19 protein-coding genes and 2 tRNA genes are annotated in these 21,182 nt (G+C 64.0%); 6 read left to right on the top strand and 15 right to left on the bottom strand.

Going from position 1 to position 21,182, the window contains the following annotated elements; all coding sequences use genetic code 11:
- Nucleotide 1: 1 nt before the first annotated feature.
- Genes Q0877_RS02845 through Q0877_RS02830 form a run of 4 tightly spaced genes read left to right on the top strand, consistent with a single transcriptional unit; the run spans nt 2 to nt 4,827 of the window.
- Nucleotides 2-934: a PfkB family carbohydrate kinase gene (locus Q0877_RS02845; RefSeq protein WP_299165610.1), complete on the top strand. Its 933-nt coding sequence runs from the start codon at nt 2-4 to the stop codon at nt 932-934.
- 44 nt (nt 935-978) lie between these two features.
- Complete coding sequence (locus Q0877_RS02840) at nt 979-3,315, top strand: glycoside hydrolase family 65 protein (protein ID WP_299165609.1); 2,337 nt, start codon at nt 979-981, stop codon at nt 3,313-3,315.
- A 54-nt stretch (nt 3,316-3,369) separates the two neighbouring features.
- Nucleotides 3,370-3,867: a DUF3515 domain-containing protein gene (locus tag Q0877_RS02835; protein ID WP_299165608.1), complete on the top strand. Its 498-nt coding sequence runs from the start codon at nt 3,370-3,372 to the stop codon at nt 3,865-3,867.
- 36 nt (nt 3,868-3,903) lie between these two features.
- On the top strand, nt 3,904-4,827 hold the full coding sequence (locus Q0877_RS02830; protein WP_299165607.1) for an aldose 1-epimerase family protein: 924 nt from the start codon (nt 3,904-3,906) through the stop codon (nt 4,825-4,827).
- A gap of 6 nt (nt 4,828-4,833) precedes the next feature.
- Here Q0877_RS02830 and Q0877_RS02825 read toward each other — a convergent pair whose 3' ends face one another.
- The 7 genes from Q0877_RS02825 to leuC all read right to left on the bottom strand — a co-directional run bounded on the left by Q0877_RS02825 (nt 4,834) and on the right by leuC (nt 12,460).
- The gene (locus tag Q0877_RS02825) at nt 4,834-5,829 is read right to left on the bottom strand and encodes a LacI family DNA-binding transcriptional regulator (protein ID WP_299165605.1); all 996 of its coding nucleotides are present in this window, start codon (nt 5,827-5,829) and stop codon (nt 4,834-4,836) included.
- Between the two features lie 19 nt (nt 5,830-5,848).
- On the bottom strand, nt 5,849-6,982 hold the full coding sequence (locus Q0877_RS02820; RefSeq protein ID WP_299165879.1) for a D-alanine--D-alanine ligase family protein: 1,134 nt from the start codon (nt 6,980-6,982) through the stop codon (nt 5,849-5,851).
- Nucleotides 6,979-8,004: an NAD(P)H-dependent glycerol-3-phosphate dehydrogenase gene (locus Q0877_RS02815; RefSeq protein WP_299165604.1), complete on the bottom strand. Its 1,026-nt coding sequence runs from the start codon at nt 8,002-8,004 to the stop codon at nt 6,979-6,981. The genes Q0877_RS02820 and Q0877_RS02815 overlap by 4 nt, the downstream gene beginning before the upstream one ends.
- Entirely contained in the window at nt 8,001-8,759 is a 759-nt protein-coding gene (locus Q0877_RS02810; protein ID WP_299165603.1) for a 1-acyl-sn-glycerol-3-phosphate acyltransferase, read from the bottom strand. Before Q0877_RS02810 ends, Q0877_RS02815 begins: the two co-directional genes overlap by 4 nt.
- Before the next feature lie 18 nt (nt 8,760-8,777).
- Nucleotides 8,778-10,121: a UDP-N-acetylglucosamine 1-carboxyvinyltransferase gene (gene murA, locus Q0877_RS02805; RefSeq protein WP_299165602.1), complete on the bottom strand. Its 1,344-nt coding sequence runs from the start codon at nt 10,119-10,121 to the stop codon at nt 8,778-8,780.
- 230 nt (nt 10,122-10,351) lie between these two features.
- Complete coding sequence (gene leuD / locus Q0877_RS02800) at nt 10,352-10,951, bottom strand: 3-isopropylmalate dehydratase small subunit (protein WP_299165601.1); 600 nt, start codon at nt 10,949-10,951, stop codon at nt 10,352-10,354.
- Nucleotides 10,952-10,987: 36 nt separating this feature from the next.
- Nucleotides 10,988-12,460: a 3-isopropylmalate dehydratase large subunit gene (gene leuC / locus Q0877_RS02795; protein ID WP_299165600.1), complete on the bottom strand. Its 1,473-nt coding sequence runs from the start codon at nt 12,458-12,460 to the stop codon at nt 10,988-10,990.
- Nucleotides 12,461-12,574: 114 nt separating this feature from the next.
- Here leuC and Q0877_RS02790 point away from each other — a divergent pair, with 114 nt between their 5' ends.
- Both Q0877_RS02790 and Q0877_RS02785 read left to right on the top strand, forming a co-directional pair.
- On the top strand, nt 12,575-13,300 hold the full coding sequence (locus Q0877_RS02790; protein ID WP_299165599.1) for an IclR family transcriptional regulator: 726 nt from the start codon (nt 12,575-12,577) through the stop codon (nt 13,298-13,300).
- Nucleotides 13,297-13,827 carry a DUF1697 domain-containing protein gene (locus Q0877_RS02785; protein ID WP_299165598.1) on the top strand — a complete coding sequence of 177 codons (531 nt, stop codon included), beginning with the start codon at nt 13,297-13,299 and terminating at the stop codon, nt 13,825-13,827. Before Q0877_RS02790 ends, Q0877_RS02785 begins: the two co-directional genes overlap by 4 nt.
- On the opposite strand, the gene Q0877_RS02780 is transcribed toward Q0877_RS02785, so the two are convergent.
- The 8 genes from Q0877_RS02780 to Q0877_RS02745 all read right to left on the bottom strand — a co-directional run bounded on the left by Q0877_RS02780 (nt 13,828) and on the right by Q0877_RS02745 (nt 21,021).
- Nucleotides 13,828-15,486 (bottom strand): GTPase family protein, encoded by a 1,659-nt coding sequence (locus tag Q0877_RS02780; protein ID WP_299165597.1) that lies wholly within the window; start codon nt 15,484-15,486, stop codon nt 13,828-13,830.
- Complete coding sequence (locus tag Q0877_RS02775; protein WP_299165596.1) at nt 15,483-17,294, bottom strand: dynamin family protein; 1,812 nt, start codon at nt 17,292-17,294, stop codon at nt 15,483-15,485. The genes Q0877_RS02780 and Q0877_RS02775 overlap by 4 nt, the downstream gene beginning before the upstream one ends.
- Before the next feature lie 93 nt (nt 17,295-17,387).
- A tRNA-Glu gene (locus Q0877_RS02770) sits at nt 17,388-17,460 on the bottom strand.
- 144 nt (nt 17,461-17,604) lie between these two features.
- A tRNA-Gln gene (locus Q0877_RS02765) sits at nt 17,605-17,676 on the bottom strand.
- Between the two features lie 67 nt (nt 17,677-17,743).
- Nucleotides 17,744-18,472: an HAD family hydrolase gene (locus Q0877_RS02760; RefSeq protein WP_299165595.1), complete on the bottom strand. Its 729-nt coding sequence runs from the start codon at nt 18,470-18,472 to the stop codon at nt 17,744-17,746.
- Complete coding sequence (gltX, locus tag Q0877_RS02755; protein ID WP_299165594.1) at nt 18,462-19,961, bottom strand: glutamate--tRNA ligase; 1,500 nt, start codon at nt 19,959-19,961, stop codon at nt 18,462-18,464. The genes Q0877_RS02760 and gltX overlap by 11 nt, the downstream gene beginning before the upstream one ends.
- 45 nt (nt 19,962-20,006) lie before the next feature.
- On the bottom strand, nt 20,007-20,780 hold the full coding sequence (locus tag Q0877_RS02750) for a fumarylacetoacetate hydrolase family protein (protein WP_299165593.1): 774 nt from the start codon (nt 20,778-20,780) through the stop codon (nt 20,007-20,009).
- A 97-nt stretch (nt 20,781-20,877) separates the two neighbouring features.
- A complete protein-coding gene (locus tag Q0877_RS02745; protein ID WP_299165592.1) occupies nt 20,878-21,021 on the bottom strand; it encodes a hypothetical protein in 144 nt (47 codons plus the stop codon).
- Between the last annotated feature and the right edge of the window lie 161 nt (nt 21,022-21,182).

Genomic DNA, 21,182 nt, shown 5'->3' with positions numbered 1-21,182 from the left:
TATGCCCAGGGTTGTTGTTGTGGGTCAGGTGGCGCGCGATCTGGTGCTGACGATCGGGAGCATGCCGGAGGAGGGCGGCTCAACTCCTGTTCAGGAACGCCGGGAACTACTTGGCGGCAAAGGCGCTAATCAGGCAGTGGCGTGCCGTCAACTTGAGGCAGCGGTGGAGCTTATCGGAGTTGTCGGCGATGATCCGCCCGGGCGAGCTGTGCTGGCTCAGGCCGTCGGTGACGGTATCGGCGTCGACGGCGTCATTCGCCGGCCAGATGCTCCCACCGCTTTGCTCCTCGACATCGTTGAACCCCATGGCGTGCGGCGCCTGTTCGAGGACGTCGACCAGCGGATGCTGCTGACAGCCGACGACGTCCGCGGGAGCGAAGACGCGCTGCGTGCCGCCGATGCAGTTCTCGTCCAGCTGCAGCAGCCCCCTCAGGCTGTCAGCGCGGTCCTTGAGATCGCGTCAGCAGCCGGTTCCCTGGTAATAACCGACGGCGCGGCGGCAGACGAGGATTCGCGCGAGCTGGTGCTGCGCCGCGCCGTCGTCGTGCGTGCAGATACGGAGGAGACCGAAGCCCTGGCCGGCTGGAAACCCCGTGATCTCGCTCAGACCATCGAGGCCGCACAGTCCCTCGTCGAGTCCGGGCCGCGGATTGTGGCGCTCGCTGTGCCGACGGGTGGGAACGTCGTCGCATGGCAGGACGGGCACGTGGTACTCCCGCTGATCGACGACGATCCCGTGGACCCGACGGGTGCCGGGGACGCATTCGTCGCCGCGCTCGCGATCAGCCTTCTGCAGGGAGACGACATGCGAACCGCCGGCTGGCTGGCGGCAGCTGCTGCGGCGCAGGTGGTCGGCACAGCCGGCGGACGGCCCCATCTCGACCCCAGCGAACTGCGTTCCGCTGCACGCCGGGCGCGGAAGATGCACGGATAGGCCTCGCTGTCCTGCAGGACCGTCAGTACGGTTAGCATTAGCATGTGCCCGCCCATTTAGACTCTTTCAATCCCTGGCAGATCACAGAATCGGCTTTTGAGTGGGACGGGCCCGGAGTCGCCGAAACTGTCTTCGCACTGTCCAACGGCTACGTCGGAACACGCGGCACCCTCGACGAAGGCCACCCAAGCGCCTCCCCCGGGACCTTCATGGCAGGCGTATTCGAGTACCACCCGCTGTCCTATCCGGAGGACGGATACGGGCATCCGGACAAGGGACAAGCGATCATCGGTGTTGCCGAAGGCATTCCGATCCGGATTGAGGTCGACGGCGCTTCCCTCGATATCGACAAGACGCCGCCTGAAGTCCACGAACGCACGCTGGACCTGCGTGCCGGTACGCTGCACCGCACCTCGGAATGGACCACCTCGGCCGGTCGCCGGTTGCGGCTGCAGTCGACCCGCCTGGTTTCATTGACCCAGCGCTCCGTCACGGCTATCCACTATGAAGTGGAAGCCTTGGATCATCCGCTGCAGGTGGTCATTCGGTCAGAATTGGCGGTAAACCGCTCGGCGTTACAGATCGACAGCGAGGATCCGCGGGTTGGCGAAGCGCTTGACCGGCCGTTCGCGCCCTGCTTCCATCGCCTGTTCAACGACGGTGGTCTCCTGGTCCACCGCACCCGGAGCAGCGGCATTTCGGTGGCCGCGGCGGTCCGGCACGAGGTGCAGATGCCCGACGGCGGCCAGCTCTCCACCGCAGCCGGCGAGGACGAGGTCCTGACCACCGTGGCTGTCGACCTGCGACCGGGTGAGAAGGCAAGCGTCGTCAAATACATCTGCCACGTCCGCTCATCTGATGACTCGGAAACTGAACTGGAAGCCCGGGCCCTTGCCGCAATGGAGGATGCCCGCAAACGTGGATGGAACGGACTCTGCTTCGATCAGCGTGCCGTCCTTGACGAGTTCTGGGCAGACACGGACGTCGAAATTGACGGCGACGCCGAACTACAACAGGGCTTACGCTTCGACCTTTTCCAGATCCTGCAGGCATCGGCCTTCCTCAGCGACGCGCCCATCGGGGCAAAGGCCCTCACAGGCGCCGGCTACAGCGGCCATACCTTCTGGGACATCGAAGGCTTCGTCGCTCCGACACTGACGCTTCTGCGACCGGACCACGCTGCGCGCCTGCTGCTGTGGCGGGCATCTACGCTGGACACCGCCCGCAGGCGCGCAGGCGTTCTGGGCCTGAAGGGAGCGGCCTTCGCCTGGCGCACTATTGACGGCCACGAAGCCTCGGCGTATTGGCCGGCGAGCACCGCTGCCGTCCACCTCAATGCCGCCGTTTCGCGTGCCTACAATATTCACGCGAATGCCACCGGGCGCGCGTTGACCGAGAATGGCGGCGTCGACATGCTGGTCGAGACGGCTCGCATGTGGGCATCCATCGAACATCAGGACGACGACGGCCGGGTGCACCTCTTCGGTGTAACGGGGCCGGACGAATACACCGGCGTGGTGGACGACAATGTGTTCACCAACCTGATGGCGCAGCGCAACCTGAGGACCGCTGCCGATGCCTGCGACAGGTATCCGGAAGCCGCCCGCGAGCTCTCGGTCAACCAGTCTGAGGTCGAGGGGTGGCGGCGGATCGCCGACGCCATGTTCGTGCCGTACGACGACGCCCGGGGCATCCATCCGGCAAACCAGGGCTTCACCACCTATCGGGAATGGAACTTCGACGACAACGCTGTCTACCCGATTCAGCAGCACGCGCACTACGCCAAGATCTACCGCCGTCAGGTGGTCAAACAAGCGGACCTTGTGCTGGCAATGTGGTGGTGTCCTGAAGCTTTCACCGCTGAGCAGACCGCCCGGAACCTCGAGTATTACGAACAACGTACCGTCCGGGACTCCTCGCTCTCGGCGGCCGTGCAGTCGGTCGTAAGTGCGCGGGTCGGCCATTTGGACCTCGCCCTGGCGTACCTGCGTGAATGTGCCCTGGCAGACCTCAGGAATGTGCAGGGTGACAGCCATCAGGGCATACACCTTGCTTCGCTCGCGGGCGCCTGGCTCGCAGTGGCGAGCGGGTTCGGCGGGTTGCGCCTGGACGACGAGAACCTCCGGCTTGCACCCCGGCTGCCGGCAAAGCTCTCCCGTATAGCGTTCCGGCTGAGCTGGCGTGGCAATCGGCTGACCGTCGAAATCACTTCCGCAGGCACAACGGTCTCCCTGCCCGACGGCGGCGAAGACCTGCCGGTGGAGATCGACGGCGTCGCCATGACGCTGACATCGTCCGAGCCGCTCCTGGCACCCCTGGTAGAAGCTCGCCCCATGACGCCCCCACCCCGGCAGCCGCCGGGCCGCGAACCGGGTACCTGACGCACTGCCTGATGGGCAGAACGATGGTCGTGCCATCCCCGATATGGTGGGTACATGCCTTCGAATCTGCGTTTGCTGCTGCGTGTTGCCGGGCCGGGCGTACTGCTCGCGGCAGCGCTGAGCGCCTGCTCACCCATTGTCGATGTGGATGCCGCACCGGATGCAGTCAATCCGGCCTGCGCCGGAGTGATGATTGCACTGCCGGACCAGGTGGCGGGCAATGAACTCAGGGAGACCAACAGCCAGGCGACGGCGGCTTGGGGCGACCCGTCGCAGGTTGTCCTCCGATGCGGAGTCCAGGTTCCGGGACCAACCACCGATGCCTGCGCTTCCGTGAACGACATTGACTGGATCATCCAGGAATCCACCGAAAGTGACGTGTGGACGGCCACAACCTATGGCCGCGATCCAGCCGTCGAGGTGCTCTTCGACCCCAACCAGGTCGCTTCCAGCACCGTTCTCGTCGATCTCGGCGGGGCAGTCTCCCAGGTCGAACAGACCGAGCAGTGCCTGAGCCTGAACGACACGGTGGACTTGCCCACAGGAGGCTAGCGCCGTCGTCGTTCCCAGGTCCTAAACTGAGTCTCGATGAAAACCACCGATTCCACTCCCCTGTCCGGTACCCAGTACACCCTTGCGCACGGCCCCTACACGGCATCCATCGCCAGCGTCGGAGCGACCCTGCGGTACCTGCGCCATGATGACCGGGACCTCGTGGTTCCCTATGACGCAGAAGAGATCCGCCCATCCTTCCGGGGAGCAGTACTGGTGCCCTGGCCGAATCGTGTAGTGGACGGGAAGTACTCGTTCGACGGCAAGTCCCATCAGCTTGCCCTGACGGAGCCGCAGCGCTCCCACGCCATCCACGGTCTCCTCGGTTGGGTGGACTGGACGCTGGTTGAGCAGTCTCCGGCCTCGGTCCGTCTGGCGGCATCGGTGATTCCGCAGAAGGGTTATCCGTTCCGGCTTGAGGTTGAAGTGCTCTACACGCTTGGCGGCGACGGACTCACCACAACGATCGCAGCCGCAAACCCCGGTCCATCGGCAGCGCCCTACGGTGCCTCGGCGCACCCCTATCTCGTTGCCGGCGAGGGGTTGGTGGATGACTGGACGCTGCAGGTGCCGGCGTCTTCGGTGCTCCAGGTCACCGAAGACCGGCTGATCCCCACGGATCTGACGGATGTGGCGTCGTCGCACTTTGATTTCCGGAATCCGCGCCTCATCGGCGACACCTTTGTGGACCATGCGTACACGGGCATCCATTACGACGACGGCGCCGCCACCGTTGCAGTGCATGCTGCGGACGGACGCGGAGCAGCGATCACTTTCGACCAGACGTGCCGGTGGGTGCAGATTCATACGGCGGACAAGCCGGACCAGGCGGTCTCGCGGCTCGGGTTAGCCGCCGAACCCATGACGTGCCCACCCGATGCCTTCAACTCGGGCACAGACTTGATAGTCCTGGAACCGGGCGAGACGCACTCAGTGGGTTGGCGCATCCACGCGTTGTAAAACTGCCTATGGCGTACCGGGAACAGGCCCGGTGGAGTTTCGTGGCAGAAACTCCGGCCTGAACGAGACGGTTGCGGGGATGTCGTCGTTCACAACTGAGTCGATAGCGGCTGCCACAATAGCGGATTCGTCCCAGCCGAAGGTGGTGAGCGCGGGGCTGACCAGCGGAGCCAGCTCGCTGTCATCGAAGCCGAGAATGGAAACGTCGGCGGGGATACCGAGGTTGAGCGAGCGGGCAGCCCGGTAAGCGCCGAACGCTAACGAATCGCTCAGGCACAACAGAGCCGTCGGCGGCGCGGGCCGTCGCAGCAGTGCAGCTGCCGCCTCGGCGGCCCCAGCTACGGACGATGTCGACGACGCCACTGCAACTTCCAGGCCCATGCCGGCACCGAGATTTTCCACCAGAAGCTGGGCGGGCCTGCCGGGCGTGGACGGCAACGACGGCGCGAGGAGCCCGATTGATCGGTGGCCGAGTTCGGCGAGATGGCTCAGGGCGGTGCTGATGCCGTACTCGTTGTCGAAGAACACCGTGCGGGCAACCGGGCGATGCAGCAGTGCGTCTCCAACCGACACCAGTCGGATCCGTTCGGGTACATCGGTCCAATACTCGGCGGACGGGTCGACTGGGAGGACGATCGCGGCGTCCACGCGGCGAGTCGTGAGGGTACGCAGTGCGTTCAGCTCGCGCTCGGGCGATGTGTCCACGTCGGCGATCGCCGAGAACATTCCCTGGTCGTGCAGTGCCTCGGAGAGCATTACCGCCAGGCCCTGACGCCAGAGATCACCCAGCGATCCGAGGATTGCCACGTTCCCGCTCCGGCCTCCGGCGAGGGCGCGGGCTACCGGATCAGCCGTCCAGCCCATTTCCTTCGCTATAGCCTGAACCCTGGCAACAGTCGCTTCGGATCCGCGAAGTCCCCGCAACGCATAGGACGTAGCTGCTTTCGAAAGTCCTGCTGCGTGGGCGATGTCCAGGAGGGTGGGCCGCTTCGGTTCGGTCATCGTTTGCGTTCGGCCTTGCCTAACGTAAACCCGTCTTGCGTTCAAGCGCCAACTCGATGAGTTCGTCGATCAACTCGGTGTAGGTGAGCCCGGACTTCGCCCACATCTGCGGGTACATGCTGATTGGTGTGAAGCCCGGCATCGTATTGATCTCGTTGATGATGAGCTCGCCTGCGGCCGTGTAGAAGAAGTCGACACGGGAGAGCCCTTCGGTGCCGAGGGCGTCGAAGGCCCGGGCGGCGAGTTCCCGGACACGGTCGGTGGTTTCAGGCGGCAGGTCCGCCGGACAGCTCAACTCGGCAGCGGATCCGTCGACGTACTTCGCCTCGAAGTCATACCACTCGTGCTCGCCGGACTGAACAGCAATTTCACCGGGCAGGCTGGTTCGCGGCTCTTCCATGCCGCGGCCCTGCAGGACGGCGACCTCGATCTCGCGCCCGTGGATCCCAGCTTCGACGATCACCTTCGGGTCGAATTCACGGGCGGTTTCCACGGCTGTCTCAAGTTCCGCCGGCGTGGCCGCCCGGGAGATACCCATTGACGAACCTGCCCGGGCAGGTTTGACGAAGACGGGGAACCCCAAGGTGGCGGCGCGCTGCAGACATTCCGATCGGCTGCGTGTCCATTGGCGGTCTGTGAACACCTCGTACGGCCCCACCTTAAGGCCGGCGGAGGCGAACACCACCTTCATATAGTGTTTGTCCATCCCGACCGCCGAAGCCAGTACGCCCGCCCCGACATAGCGTACGTCGGCCATTTCGAGCATGCCCTGCAGAGTTCCGTCCTCACCGAACGGGCCGTGCAACAGTGGTAGTACAACATCCACCGCACCGAGGCTGCGCGGCATCTGCTCGGAAGCGGTTGCGACCAATTCCTGCGCCGTCCCGCCGTCAGACGCCGTTGCCAGGACGACCGACTCAGGCGACACCGGCACTTCGGGGAGCACCTCGGAGCGCAGCGACCACCGGGACGGGTCCGAGGAAACCAAAGACCACTGTCCATTCTTTGCGATGCCCACCGGAACGACGTCATACTTGCTGCGGTCGATGGCCTCCAGCACGCCGGCGGCAGTCACGCAGCTGACAGCATGCTCGCTCGAACGCCCGCCGAAGAGCACGAGGACGCGGGGCTTGGCAGATGGGGTCACAGTCAGCCTTCGGATTTCAGTTCGCGGGCCAGCAGTCGCGGGCCGAGGTCATGTACTGACAGGTTCCCCTGAAGTACGGCAACAACACTATCCGTTATGGGCATATAGACGTTGAGTTGACGCGCGAGATCCAGCACCGCCTGCGCGGACTTGATGCCCTCGGCGGTCTGGTTCATGTGGGCTGTCACCTCGTCGAGAGTGAGTCCCTGGCCCAGCAGCCTGCCGGCCGTGTGGTTGCGTGAGAGCGAAGAGGAGCAGGTGGCGATCAGGTCACCCATTCCGGCCAAACCCGACATCGTCTCCGGCTCGCCCCCGAGAGCAACAGCAAGGCGGGTTGTCTCGGTGAGTCCCCGTGTGATGACCGAAGCCTTGGTGTTGTCGCCCATCTGCTTGCCCTCGCAGATTCCGACAGCCAGGGCAATCACGTTTTTCACGATCCCGCCGATCTCCACTCCGACAACATCGGTGTTGGTGTAAGGGCGGAAGTAGGTGGCAGTACATGCTGCAGCAATCCAGGTGGCGGTGCCGACGTCCGGACACGCCACCACCGAGGCGGTTGGCTCGCAGCGGGCGATCTCCATCGCGAGGTTCGGTCCGGAGACGACGGCGATGCGGTCCTCAGGCAGGCCGAGCTCCTGGGCGAGGACCTGGCTCATGCGGTCGTCGGTGCCGACCTCGAGGCCCTTCATGAGCGAGACGACCACGGCTTCCGCCGGAATCAGAGGCTTCCAGGCCGACAGTTGCGACCGAAGCGATTGAGCCGGAACAGCGATGACGACAAGCTCCACGCCGTCAAGGACGGCAGCGACGTCGGTTGAGCTGCTTATGTTGGCCGGCAGCGCAGTGTCCGCCAGGTAGCGGCTATTGGTGTGGCGGGTATTGATTTCGTCGGCAATTTCCTCACGGCGCGCCCATAACCGCACGCGGGTGCCGTGACTAACACCGGCGTCCGCAAGCACCTTTGCGAAGGTGGTCCCCCAGCTGCCGGCGCCCAGAACGGCGACGGCGGCGGGAGGCCTACGCGTCATGAAGCGTCACCCGCCGGTGACTCGAAGTTCCGGCCGGTTTGCTTCTGGTTCTTGGCGGCAGGATCCCATCGCTGGGCCGGCGGAGTTTCACCACGCAACTCGGCGACCAGCTCAGTCAGGGCGTCCATGATGCGGTTGGTCGCGGCGTCCAGCGTACTGCGGGTGATCGGACCGCCCTGAAGGTCGGAGAGGTCCACGGGCTTGCCGACGAGGACACGGGACGTCTTGCGAGGAAACAGATAGAGCCGCTTCGCATACCGCGGAAAGACCTCCTGCGCGCCCCAATGCGCCATGGGCACAACCGGTGCACCGGTCTGCAGTGCCAGACGCGCCGCACCGGTGCGGCCCTTCATCGGCCACATGTCCGGGTCACGCGTGAGGGTGCCCTCCGGGTAGACGATAATTCCGCCGCCGCCGTCGATGGCTTCCCTGGCTACTTCGAGCGAGTTGTTGGCTCCCGCCGTCGTACGCTCCACCGGCACCTGCAGCGTGGCGCGCAGGGCAGCGCCGAACACGGGAACCTTGAACAGCGATGCCTTTGCAAGAAAATGCGGCAGCACCTTGTTGTTGTAGAGGAAGTGACCCACCACGATCGGGTCGATCTCCGTGACGTGGTTGGGACACACGATGAAGCCGGTGTCGCGTGGCAGGTTCTCGGCACCCTTCCATTCCTTGGACATCATGGCATTCATGAGCGGCCGAAGAATGGTTGCGAGAAGCGCGAACGTGGCCCGGGACGAGAGGGGTTCGGTCATGCTGGCATGCGGCCGCGCTTAGCGGCCGGTTCCTGCATCTGCCGATTCAGCTACATCGAAATCCGCGCCGAGTCCCTCAAGCTTGTCCTGGAAGCGCTCGTAGCCGCGGTTGATGAGCTCGATGCCGGTTACCCGGGACGTTCCGTTAGCCGCCAGTGCAGCGATGAGGTGGCTGAAACCGCCGCGGAGATCCGGCACGTCGATATCAGTTCCATGCAATTGCACCGGACCGGAGATAACGGCTGAATGCAGGAAGTTCCGCTGGCCGAAACGGCAAGGGACGCTGCCGAGGCACTCGCGGTGCACCTGGATGTTGGCGCCCATGCGCACCAGTGCGTCGGTGAAGCCGAACCGGTTCTCATAAACGGTCTCGTGGACAATCGACACGCCCTCGGCCTGGGTCAGTGCCACCACCAGCGGCTGCTGCCAGTCAGTCATGAAGCCTGGATGGACGTCTGTCTCCAATACCAGGGGCGAAAGCTTGCCGCCCGGATGGTAGAAGCGGATACCGTCGTCGTTCACGTCGAACGCTCCGCCGATTTTGCGGTAGGTGTTCAGGAAAGCGGTGAGGTCAAGCTGCCGGGCTCCCTCGACGTAGATATCGCCACGGGTGACCAGCGCAGCAGATGCCCACGACGCCGTCTCGTTGCGGTCCGAAATAGCCTTGTGGTTGAACCCGGTTAGCTCCTGCACACCCTCGATGCGGATGGTGCGGTCCGTCTGGACCGTGATGATGGCGCCCATCTTCTGCAGCACCGCGATGAGGTCCATGATCTCCGGCTCGACTGCGGCACCGCTCAATTCGGTGATGCCCTCGGCGCGCGTAGCGGTCAGCAGCACCTGCTCAGTGGCTCCGACACTGGGATACGGAAGCTCCAGCTTTGCGCCGTGAAGACCTTTGGGAGCGGAGATGGAAATACCGCCCGGACGCTTGTCGACGACGGCGCCGAAGTTCCGAAGTACCTGTAGGTGGTAGTCAATGGGACGGTCCCCGATCTTGCAGCCGCCCAGGTCGGGGATGAAAGCTTCGCCGATGCTGTGCATGAGGGGCCCACAGAAAAGAATGGGAATACGGGAATCGCCGGCATGTGCGTCGATGTCTTTGGACGCCGCCATTTTGGCATTGGCGGGATCCATGGTGAGGTCGCCGGTCACCGGGTCCTTGGTCACCTCGACGCCGTGAAGCTTCAGGAGGCTGGTGACGACGTCGACGTCCTTGATTTCAGGGACGTTCCTCAGCACCGACGGTGCATTTCCCAGCAGCGCCGCGACCATAGCCTTCGGCACCAGGTTCTTGGCGCCGCGGACGGTCACCTTGCCTGCGAGAGGGACACCACCACGGATTGTCAGAACGCTACCCATGAACACCTATTTCCTTCAACATGTAAGCCCCAACAGCAGATAAGACCCCTGCTAAGCATAGGAGCTACTGTTACCAGACTGAAATACCGACGGCCCTCGGTTGGGGCTGTGTCGGAACCTGGTCGGGACCGTGTGGACCCCGCCGATCATTGTCAACAGTCCGGTTGAGCCCTAAATTCCGGCGCGCAGGGTGATCTTCCTTGCACAGGTGCTTCAAGCCGGCTCGTGAGCTAGGTACGTGCGGGCAGTGTGGTGGGCTTGAAGCTGGGCCGTTCTGCTTCGTAGGCAGTGATGGTTTCCTCGTGACGCAGTGTAAGTCCGATGTCATCGAGCCCCTCAAGCAGACGCCAACGCGTGTAGTCATCGATCTGGAACGGGGCGACAATGGATCCGCAGGTCACCAGACGTGCTTCGAGATCAACGGTGATTTCGGCGCCCGGGTGATTTTCGAGCTCCTTCCAGATCAGCTCAATGTCATCCTGGGCAACCTGGGCGGCGACGAGGCCCTGTTTGCCGGAGTTTCCGCGGAAAATATCGGCAAACCGGGATGACAGTACCGCCCGGAAACCGAAGTCCTTCAGCGCCCAGACCGCGTGCTCCCGCGAGGACCCGGTGCCGAAGTCCGGTCCAGCGACCAGCACCGAACCACGGTTGAACGGCTCCTTGTTCAGGATGAAATTTTCATCCTTCCGCCACGCACTGAAGAGCGCGTCCTCAAACCCGGTGCGGGTGATGCGCTTCAGGTAGACGGCGGGAATGATCTGGTCGGTGTCCACATTGCTCTGCCGCAGGGGAACGCCGATCCCGGTGTGAGTAGTGATCTTTTCCATGGTGCTCCTTGAAAGGTCCGCTCTTTTGCCCCGGTATTAGGCAGCGTGGATGGTGGAACCGCTCTCAGCGGGCAATGCAGCGGCAGGCGGTACGGGATCGAGGTCCGAAGGCGAACTGAGGGTGCCGCGAACGGCAGTAGCGGCCGCGACGACGGGAGACACCAGATGTGTGCGTCCGCCCTTTCCCTGCCGGCCTTCGAAATTGCGGTTCGACGTCGATGCGCACCGCTCCCCCGGAGCCAGTTGATCCGGGTTCATACCCAGGCACATTGAGCAGCCGGCGAAGCGCCATTCAGCACCGAACTCCTTGAAGACCTTGTCCAGGCCTTCAGCTTCGGCCTCGAGACGGACGCGTGCTGAGCCAGGCACAACCATCATTCGGATGTCCGGGTCCTTCTGCCTGCCGCGGATGATGTCCGCTGCCAACCGCAAATCCTCCACCCGGCTGTTGGTGCAGGAGCCCAGAAAGACCGTGTCCACCCGGATGTCCTTCATCGGTGTGCCTGCTTCGAGAGCCATGTAGTCGAGGGCCCGCCGGCATGCTGCCTTCTCATTCTCGTCTGCGAAGTCATCCGGTGACGGCACAGCCTGACTGAGGGAGACACCCTGCCCGGGGTTGGTTCCCCAGGTGACGAAAGGCTCGAGCTCGTCAGCGTCCAGAAAGACCTCGGCATCGAAGGTTGCGTCGTCGTCAGTGCGCAGTGTCCGCCAGTTCTCGACTGCGGCATGCCAGTCCGCGCCCTGCGGCGCGTGGGCGCGCCCTTTCAGGTACTCGAAGGTGGTCTCATCCGGTGCGACCATCCCGGCGCGTGCGCCGGCCTCGATCGACATGTTGCAGATGGTCATGCGCGCGTCCATTGACAGCGCCCGGATGGCGGAGCCACGGTACTCCAGTACGTAACCCTGGCCGCCGCCGGTCCCGATCTTGGCGATGACGGCCAGAATGATGTCCTTCGACGTAACGCCCGGCTTCAACGTCCCCTCGACATTGATCGCCATCGTCTTGAACGGATTCAGCGAGAGGGTTTGGGTGGCCATGACGTGCTCCACCTCAGAGGTACCGATGCCCATTGCGAGTGCGCCAAAGGCCCCATGAGTAGACGTATGCGAGTCGCCGCACACCACCGTGAGGCCCGGCTGGGTCAGCCCGAGCTGTGGGCCGATGATGTGCACAATGCCCTGCTGGGCGTCGCCCAGCGAATGCAACCGGACGCCGAACTCCTTGCAGTTGGCCCGGAGCGTTTCAATCTGGGTGCGGCTGGTCGGATCAGCGATCGGACGGTCGATGTCGATCGTGGGGGTGTTGTGATCCTCCGTGGCTATTGTCAGATCGGGCCGACGCAGCTTCCTGCCCGCGAGACGCAGCCCTTCGAACGCCTGGGGCGAGGTGACCTCATGCACGAGGTGCAGGTCGATGTAGAGCAGGTCGGGTTCGGCCTGGCCGTTCACGACCTCTCCCCTGCGCACAATATGCGATTCCCAGACTTTTTCTGCGAGCGTCTTGCCCATGGCCGGTTCCTCCGCGTGCCTTCGATCAGATCTTCCAACAACTGAAGCAGGCGCGCATCCAGTGCGCCACTCCAGAGACTTGCGTCTCAGATATTGAGACGGCAATATCAAGTTATGGACAATTCTAGTGGCGTCGGCGTGATTGATAAAGCGGCCCTCGTGCTTGACGCGTTGGAAGCCGGCCCCACGACGCTGGCCCAGCTGGTCACGTCCACCGGCCTCGCCCGCCCTACCGTGCACCGGCTTGCCCTCGCGCTGGTTCACCACCGGTTGGTCAGCAGGGATATTCAGGGCCGCTTCGTGCTTGGGAGCAGGCTCGTTGAACTGGCATCTGCTGCGGGCGAGGACCGGTTGATCGCTTCGGCGGGCCCCGTACTCCTTCAACTGCGTGATGCGACCGGCGAGAGTGCCCAGCTGTTCCGCCGCCAGGGGGATGCGCGCGTCTGCGTCGCCTCGGCCGAGCGCCCGATCGGGCTGCGCGACACCATTCCGGTAGGAACCCAGCTGTCGATGAAGGCCGGATCCGCAGCCCAGTGCCTGCTCGCGTGGGAAGACCACGACCGGCTGCTCCAGGGCCTTCAGAACGCGCGGTTCACGCCTACGGTTCTTGCCGGAGTACGACGGCGGGGCTGGGCACAGAGCCTCGGCGAACGTGAGGCCGGGGTCGCCTCGGTTTCGGCTCCGGTGCGCGGTCCGTCCGGCCGTGTCATCGCCGCGGTCTCGATCTCCGGACCGATCGAGCGCCTCACCCGCCAACCGGGACGCATTCACGCCGAGGTTGTCGTGAACTCTGCAGCGCAGCTGACCAACGCAATCGGCAAGTCCGCGGAAACACCGTGACCCGGTACGCAGTGTTCCTTCGAGGAGTGAACGTCGGCGGAATCACCATCAAGTCTAAAGACCTCAGGGAAACCTTCGAATCCCTCGCGGTGTCCGACGTCAAGATCCTGCTCGCATCGGGAAATGTCGTGTGCAGCAGCGACCTGTCCGCAGTGGAACTCAAAAGTCGGAGCGAACAAGCGCTGCGGCAGCGTTTCGGGTACGAAGCCTGGGTTGTTGTCCTGGACGCGGAGACACTCGGGGACGTCATCTCGAACTGCCCGTTCCCTGCCGATGACCCCGGCACCCACACGTACATCACGCTGTTCTCGGATCCTGCCGTCCTGGCGGAACTTGTCCGGTTCGCCCGCTCCATTGACGAGCCGGTGCGGCCCCTCGGAACCTTGGCCGCCGCCTGGCAAGCGCCGAAGGGCAGCACGCTGACAAGTCCGCTCAACGCTTTCACAAACCGAACCCGGTTCAAGAGCGCGACGACAACCCGTAACCTCCGGACACTGCAGAAGGTCTCCGCCGCGCTGCAGGCGTGACTACCTACGCGACCCGGCGGTATCCACCGCGCGCACAAAAGTGTTGTAACGCTCGATCTCAGCGGCGGCGGGACCTACAGCCACGGAATCCGTGGTCTCGCCGATCGAGGCGACCAGCCGCCGTCGTACGCGTTTTCCGCGCCTTCGGGCACCAAGCCGGGCAAGGCCGGCGCACAGGATCCCAAGGGCGACTCCCGCTACCGCTCCCCCCACTGCCAGCAGGGTAGGGACCGGGATCCCTTCAACCACCGGCGAGTCCGGAACCGGGAACTGCAGGAACCCCAAAGCTGCCAGCAACGCCAGCCACCCGATACCGACCACCATTGCTGCGAGGAAGAGCCACTGGAGCACACCGGCGACCGGCCACCACCAGGCCCGTGCCCCGGTGGCGAAGTCAGTCCGGGCAACCGCCTCGTCCAGTCGCTCCAGCAGCTCCGGTTCAGGGCTTCTCGCCGCGTCGCGGATGGCCGTCCGCCACGGTTCCACTGCGCCGGTGGAAAGTTCTTCCCCGAAAGTGCGCAGGGCGCGGTCAACCGACGCCCGCTGCGCCGGGCCGGGTTCCGGAAGGGACGTCCGCCCAACAAAGTCCTGTACGTCTCGGCGCCGCAGGTTCAGGCGCCTCAACGGATCCGAGCGGATTCCGCCGAGCCAGCGCGTGACCGGCCACCCGGTCACGGCATGGGCGTCCCTGCGGTAGGAGCGCACGACGGCGTCTATCACCGCATCCGCACCGGTCGCTCCCGCGAGGCGGTCCGCAAGCCCGGTCCGCGCCGCTTTCGAAGGCGGCGGCAGCTCGGACCCTGCGAACGCCCGTAGCGAATCCACCGCAACGTCGACATCCGCCGACAACCGCCCGGTAGCAGCCTCTTTCCTGCGCACGATCGCGCGGATTTCCTCAGCGAGTCCGCCCAGCCCTGTTCCAGTGACGGCCGAGATCGTATGAACCACCGCCGATCCGTGGCCTTCGGCGGAGAGAATCTGCTTAAGTGACCCGACAACCTGCGACAGGTCCTGTTCGGATAGCCGGTCAGACTGGTTCAGCGCAACAAGAATGACGGATTCGTGCGTCGCCAGTGGTTCGAGGAACTCCTGATGCAGGGCGGCGTCCGCGTACTTCTGCGGATCAGTCACCCAGAGGAGCACATCCACCTGCCCGGCGAGCCGTTCCACGATGGCACGGTGGCCGAGCGCGGTGGAGTCGAAATCCGGCAGGTCGAGCAGGATCAGCCCGCCCTCGACGGCGTCGTTACGGGTGGTTCGACGGCTTTTGCCGGGAACGGTCAGTACCGGGGTACCTTCGGGCATCACGTGGCGGTTCTGAACCTGCAGCCAGTCAAGCAGGTCGTCGCTTCCGTCCTCACCCCAGATGACGGCGAGGGGTTCGGCCGTTGTTGGGCGGCGGGCTGCAACACGTGCAAGGTCGGTACCTGTGAGGGCGTTCAGCAGCGACGATTTTCCGCTGCCGGTTGGCCCGAAGATCCCGACGACGGTGTGGGCCGCTGAGAGGGACCTCCGCGAGCTTGCCCTATCCAGTACGTTGTAAACGGCGCCCAACTGGTCCTCGTGGACGCGCCCCTCCGCGTGTTCCCGTGCCTCATTGAGCGCCTCCAGGCGAACCTGCAACCGGGAGGCTGATGCCTCGCCGCGGTGACGGCTCACTGCCCGTCCTCCGGCACCGCATCATCGTTATCATCGTTTTTGAGATCCTCAGCCACAGAGCGCCGTTGCGTGAGAGTGATCGCCAGCGCGCGGAGGTCCTCCGGCGAAGGTTCCTCCGCCAGAACCCGCAGCCGGTCGGTGAAACGCTCGCGCTCGGCCGCGAGGAGCTTCTCACAACGCTGCTGCAGCTGGGTACGTGCCGTTCTGGCGAGCCGGCGCACCGCCTCTTCGCCGAAAATTGCCTCCAGCAGCTTCTGCCCGACGACGGCGGAGCCACCTGCGATGAGCACCTCGCCTCCGGTGAGGCCGGCCGTGGACGCGAAGACGACGATCATCAGGGCAACGGCGACGCCATTCACTCCGAAGGAAAGCATCCGCGCGGCGAACCGCTTGTCGGCGCCCTCGGAGCGGACAAGATCCAGCAGGTCTTTCTGCCAGGCGCGGATTTCACGCGCCACGGTGTCCGTGAAGTCAGGCGACATGGTCTGGGTGTCCGGCTCCAGCAGCCCGCGCCCGGCCGGCTCGGCCCGCCATTGCCGCTCTGTCCGGTCTGCGGCCTTCGCGGCTTCCTCGACTATGACAGTCTGGAGCCCGCTCTCGATCGCACTCTCAACTGTTACTGCGCGCGGGGGCTTGCCGGTGAGGAAGCCGCCGATCCGGTCGCGGATCCGTCCGACGGTGGATTCGAGACCGCGCATGAATTCACCGGTGCCGACGAAGTCCTGCCACCGGGCGAGCACCTCACCGCGAAGGAGGGTGCCGTCCTTGGTCGATTCGAGGACGGCCTCGAGAGCGGAGGCGTAGGACGCGCGCGCCGCTTCCTGCAGCCTCGCGGCGGCCTCCGCCTGATCGTCGACGGCGTCGGCGATGCCCTCCACCTTGTGCCCGAGCGCCCGCAAGGCACCCTCAAGGGTGCGGCGGGCAATTTCCCGCCGGCCTTCGGCGTCCGCGGAGATGGCACGCAGCCAGCGCAGCAGCGGATCCACGCTTTCTGCCGGCAGCATGCCGAGCGGATCAAGCCGTTCCTCGGGGATGACGAAGATCGGCGCGTGGCCCAACTGCTCGTTGGCTAGCAGCGTATGGAGGTCTGCGCGTACCTCCTCCTCCACGCCATGCGGCACCCGGTCCAGGACGACGGCTAGCAGGATGTCCCGCTGGGCCGCTTCCCGTAGCAGGTGCCACGGAACGGCATCGGCATAGCGGTTGGCCGTAGTGACGAAAAGCCACAGGTCAGCTGCCGCCAGCAGCTGCGAGGCCAGGCGGCGATTCTCGTCGGCGATGGAATCAATGTCCGGCGCATCCAGCAGGGCCAGTCCCATGGGAATCGTCGCGTCGGGTTTCAGCAGCAGCGCAGCAGCGCTGCCCTCGCTCGCTGAGGCAACCAGCGAAGCCGGCACGGCCTCGGCTTCGCCGTCCACGACGACGGCGCGCTGCCGGGTCAGGGATGGCAGCACTCGGTCATCGGCGAACCAGTGTCCTTCTGCGGGATGGTGCAGCAGGATGGGTTGGCGTGTGGTCGGCCTGATGGCTCCCGAGCGGGTAACCGGATGACCGACGAGTGCGTTGACCAGCGTTGATTTTCCCGCTCCCGTGGATCCGCCGACAACGGCGAGGAGCGGCGCGTCCAGACTCTTGATGCGGGGCAGGATGTAGTCATCGAGCTGCTCGGCGGCCGCGCGAGTCTCGCGTCTCGCGTCAGCTGCACCGGAAGATGCCAAGGGGAAGGTGTGACGGTTGAGCGTTGCACGGACGTTGCCCAGGAGATCGGCGAGCTGCGTGGCATCAGCGTCCGGCAGCGAGTCATCCATGGTCCCATCATGCCAGTTCCAGAGGTCAGAGCCGGGATTGACCGTTTAAACGAAATTCCGCCCCAACCGAGATGGTTGAGGCGGAATCTGTTGTGACCCCAGCGGGATTCGAACCCGCGTTACCGCCGTGAGAGGGCGGCGTACTAGGCCGCTATACGATGGGGCCAGTACTGTGCTGCCTGCCGGTTTCCCGTCAAACGAGCTAAATGATTGTTTCACACCCGACGCCGTGCGCCAAACTGAATCAACCGAACCGAAGCGGACCGAATTGCCGAGCCGGCGGCCGCTCAAGTAGTGCTGTTTTACAGCGCTGGGGTACCAGGACTCGAACCTAGAATGTTGGTACCAGAAACCAATGTGTTGCCAATTACACCATACCCCAATGGCACTTTCGGGCGGTTTTTCGCTGCTTGGCAGCAGGTCAAACCCGTCCGCGCCGAGATACGACTTTACCGGATTCCCTGCACGATTCGCAAAACGCCGTCCAGGCCGGTGATCCGGCGGCCTTCGAAGCCGTCACCCAGCGCGCCGCTACGATCCAGCCAAACACCAACGAGGCCCGCGGCATCCGCGCCCACGGCATCGACAATGGGATTATCGCCCACATAAAGCGTGCGAGCCGGATCGGTTCCAAGTTGGCGCGCGCCCTCCAGAAAAATCGCGGGGTCCGGCTTCGCAACGCCGACGGCGTCGATACCTACCAGTGCGGCAACACGCTCAAGGCCTGCCCGGTCCAACTTGGCGCGCTGATAGTCGTGCACGTTGTTGCTGACTGCCCCGTACGGAATCCTCAACCGGTCAAGCTCATCGAGGACGGGAGAGACGTCCTCGTATGGCTCGAAATGCAGAGGCAGCGTGGACTCGTAGGCGTGGTTCCACCGTGCTGCAGCAACACCTTCCAGCGGCTCGGCAATGAACGAGGCCTGGGCGTGCTTTGCACGCCGGATGCGTTGTTCCGTGAAGCTGAGCTTGCCGGCAAGAAACTGGTCGTAGTAGCCGTGGGGATCACTGGTGTACAGCCGCTTGTATTGGGTCCACTCGGCCTCGCTCAGGTGCGCAAGCCTCTCAGCGCCGATGTGGTGCAGGGTGCGACCCATCGCTGTCTCGAGATCCACCAGCGTGTCATCGATATCGAACAGCACGCCCTCAATGACGGGCTGGGCGGAGTCACTCCTCATACAGGGCTCTCACCCGGACAAGCGAAGAATCCTTGCCGAGGATGACCATCGACTCGAAAAGCGGTGGTGAGATCTTGCGTCCCGACACGGCCGTACGCACGGGCCCGAAGGCCACCCGTGGTTTCAGTCCAAGTTCATCCACCAGGGCAGCACGCAGAGCCGCCTGGATAGATTCAGCGGTCCAGTCCTCAACCGGTTCAAGCGCCCGAAGAGCTGCATCAAGCACCTCTTTGTAGTTCGTGGGCAGGCCCTTGCGCGCATCGTCGGCCACGTCGATCGCGTCGTCTGTTCGGAACAGGAAGCCCAGCATCTCCGGCGCCTCGCCCAACAGGGTAATCCGTTCCTGTATGAGCGGAGCAGCTTCGGTGAGGATTGAAAGCTGACGGGGGCTGATGGTCCCGCCGATCAAGCCTGCAGACTGCAGGTACGGAACGAGCCGCATCCGGAAGTCCTCGGGCTCGAGTAGACGAACGTGGGATCCGTTGATGGCCTCGGCCTTCTTGACATCGAATCGCGCCGGGTTGGCGAGCACGTCATGGACGTCGAACTTCTCAACGAGCTGGTCGACGGTGAAAATGTCCTCGTCAGCGCTGAGGGACCAGCCGAGCAGCGAAAGGTAGTTCAACAGGCCCTCACGGATGAATCCGCGCTCCCGGTGCAGGAAGAGGTTCGATTCGGGATCGCGCTTGGAGAGCTTCTTGTTCCCCTGCCCCATCACGTAGGGCAGGTGGCCGAAGAGCGGCATGTAGCGGGCCACACCGATGTCGATAAGGGCCCGGTACAGCGCGACCTGGCGCGGCGTCGAGGAGAGGAGGTCCTCCCCGCGCAGCACGTGGGTAATGCCCATCAGTGCGTCATCGACCGGATTCACGAGGGTATAAAGAGGTGCGCCGTTCGCCCGGACGACCGCGAAGTCCGGGACGCTTCCGGCGGCGAAGGTGATGTCCCCGCGAACCAGGTCGGTGAAAGTAATGTCCTCCTCCGGCATACGGAGACGCAGAACGGCTGGCCTGCCTTCCGCTTCGAAGGATGCCTTCTGCTCCTCCGAGAGATCGCGGTCGAAGTTGTCATACCCGAGCTTGACGTCCCGACCGGCGGCCCTGTGCCGTTCCTCCACCTCGTCCGGTGTTGAGTAGGACCTGTAGAGGTGCCCCGCAGCGATGAGGCGGTCAATGACGTCCTGGTAGATCTCGCTCCGCTGGGATTGGCGGTAAGGAGCGTGCGGCCCGCCGACCTCAACCCCTTCATCCCAGTCGATTCCCAGCCACTTCAGCGCGTCGAGGAGCTGTTGGTAGCTCTCCTCACTGTCTCGCGCAGCGTCCGTGTCCTCGATGCGGAAAACCATCTTCCCGCCGGTATGCCGGGCATATGCCCAGTTGAACAGGGCGGTCCGGATCAGGCCGACGTGCGGCACGCCCGTCGGTGATGGACAGAAGCGGACCCTGACGGGAGTTTCGGGCGTGACAGTGGGGAGATCAGCAGTAGTCATGATGGAATTCAGTCTACTGTCCGGCCGGTAGCGCCCCGCAGTCAGCTAGCGGCGGACGGGGTTGGACAGTCGCCCGATTCCCTCGATCTCTACCTCGTACCGTTGCCCCTCGGTGATGAGCCCAACCCCGGCAGGGGTGCCGGTGAGGATGATGTCGCCAGGCAGGAGGGTGAACGCCTGGGAGACGTAGGAGACGAGCTCCTTCACGCCCCAGATCATCTGGTTGGTCGATCCGTCCTGCTTGAGTTCGCCGTCGAGCCAGCCGCGCACGGCAAGATTCTCGGTGTCCAGTTCGGTTTGGATCCAGGGGCCGATCGGGCAGGAGGTGTCGAACCCTTTCGCCCGGGCCCACTGATTGTCGGTTTTCTGGATGTCCCGCGCCGTGAGGTCGTTTGCACAGGTATAACCGAAGACCACGTCATCAACCCGTTCAACCGGGACGTCCTTGCAGATCCGGCCGATGATGACGGCGAGCTCGGATTCGTAGGAGATTTCCTCCGAGAAGGACGGAAGCACCACAGGATCTCCCGGGCCGACGACCGATGTATTGGGTTTCAGGAACATCAGCGGAGCCGGCGGAACCTCATTGCCCAGCTCGGCTGCGTGATCGGCGTAGTTTCGACCGATGCCGATGACTTTGCTGCGCGGGATCACCGGGGCAAGCAACCGGACGTCCTCGAGCTTGTGGCGCACACTTGTCGGCTGCACGCCCCCATAGAAGGGGTCACCGCTGATGACGGCTACCTCTTCCTCCCCTTCCGGACCTTCGACGAGGCCGAACGCTGGATCATCATTGAGCACAAAACGGGCGATTCGCATGAACCTAGGCTAATACAGACGCCGCCGGGAAACGCGAGAGACCGTCCGAAGGACGTGCGTCCCACGAACGGTCTCAGGATGAAACTTCAGTATTTGGTCAGTTAGGCCAGTTATCGATCAGCGTGCTGTAGGAGACAGCACCCGTCTTCACTGCTGGCGCACTGTCTTTGGCCACCGCCGCTGACCCCCCTCCCACTGCAAGGGCCGCCGTAAGCAGGAGAACTGCGGAAAGTCGTTTCATAACGGATTCCTTAGGGTAGGAGTGCAGCGTCAGTGACACTAGGTTGACTCAGTATATGAAGCATGTGTGATCTGCAACACCCCTCGACGAGACTCATCTAAAGTGCCCGCGAAACACCCTCGGTGCCTCAAATGAGAATGCCCGCGAAACGGTGACCCTCG

It is taken from the genome of uncultured Arthrobacter sp. (assembly GCF_947495145.1).
Classification (GTDB): domain Bacteria; phylum Actinomycetota; class Actinomycetes; order Actinomycetales; family Micrococcaceae; genus Arthrobacter_D.
This window is presented reverse-complemented; position numbering and strand designations above follow the sequence as displayed.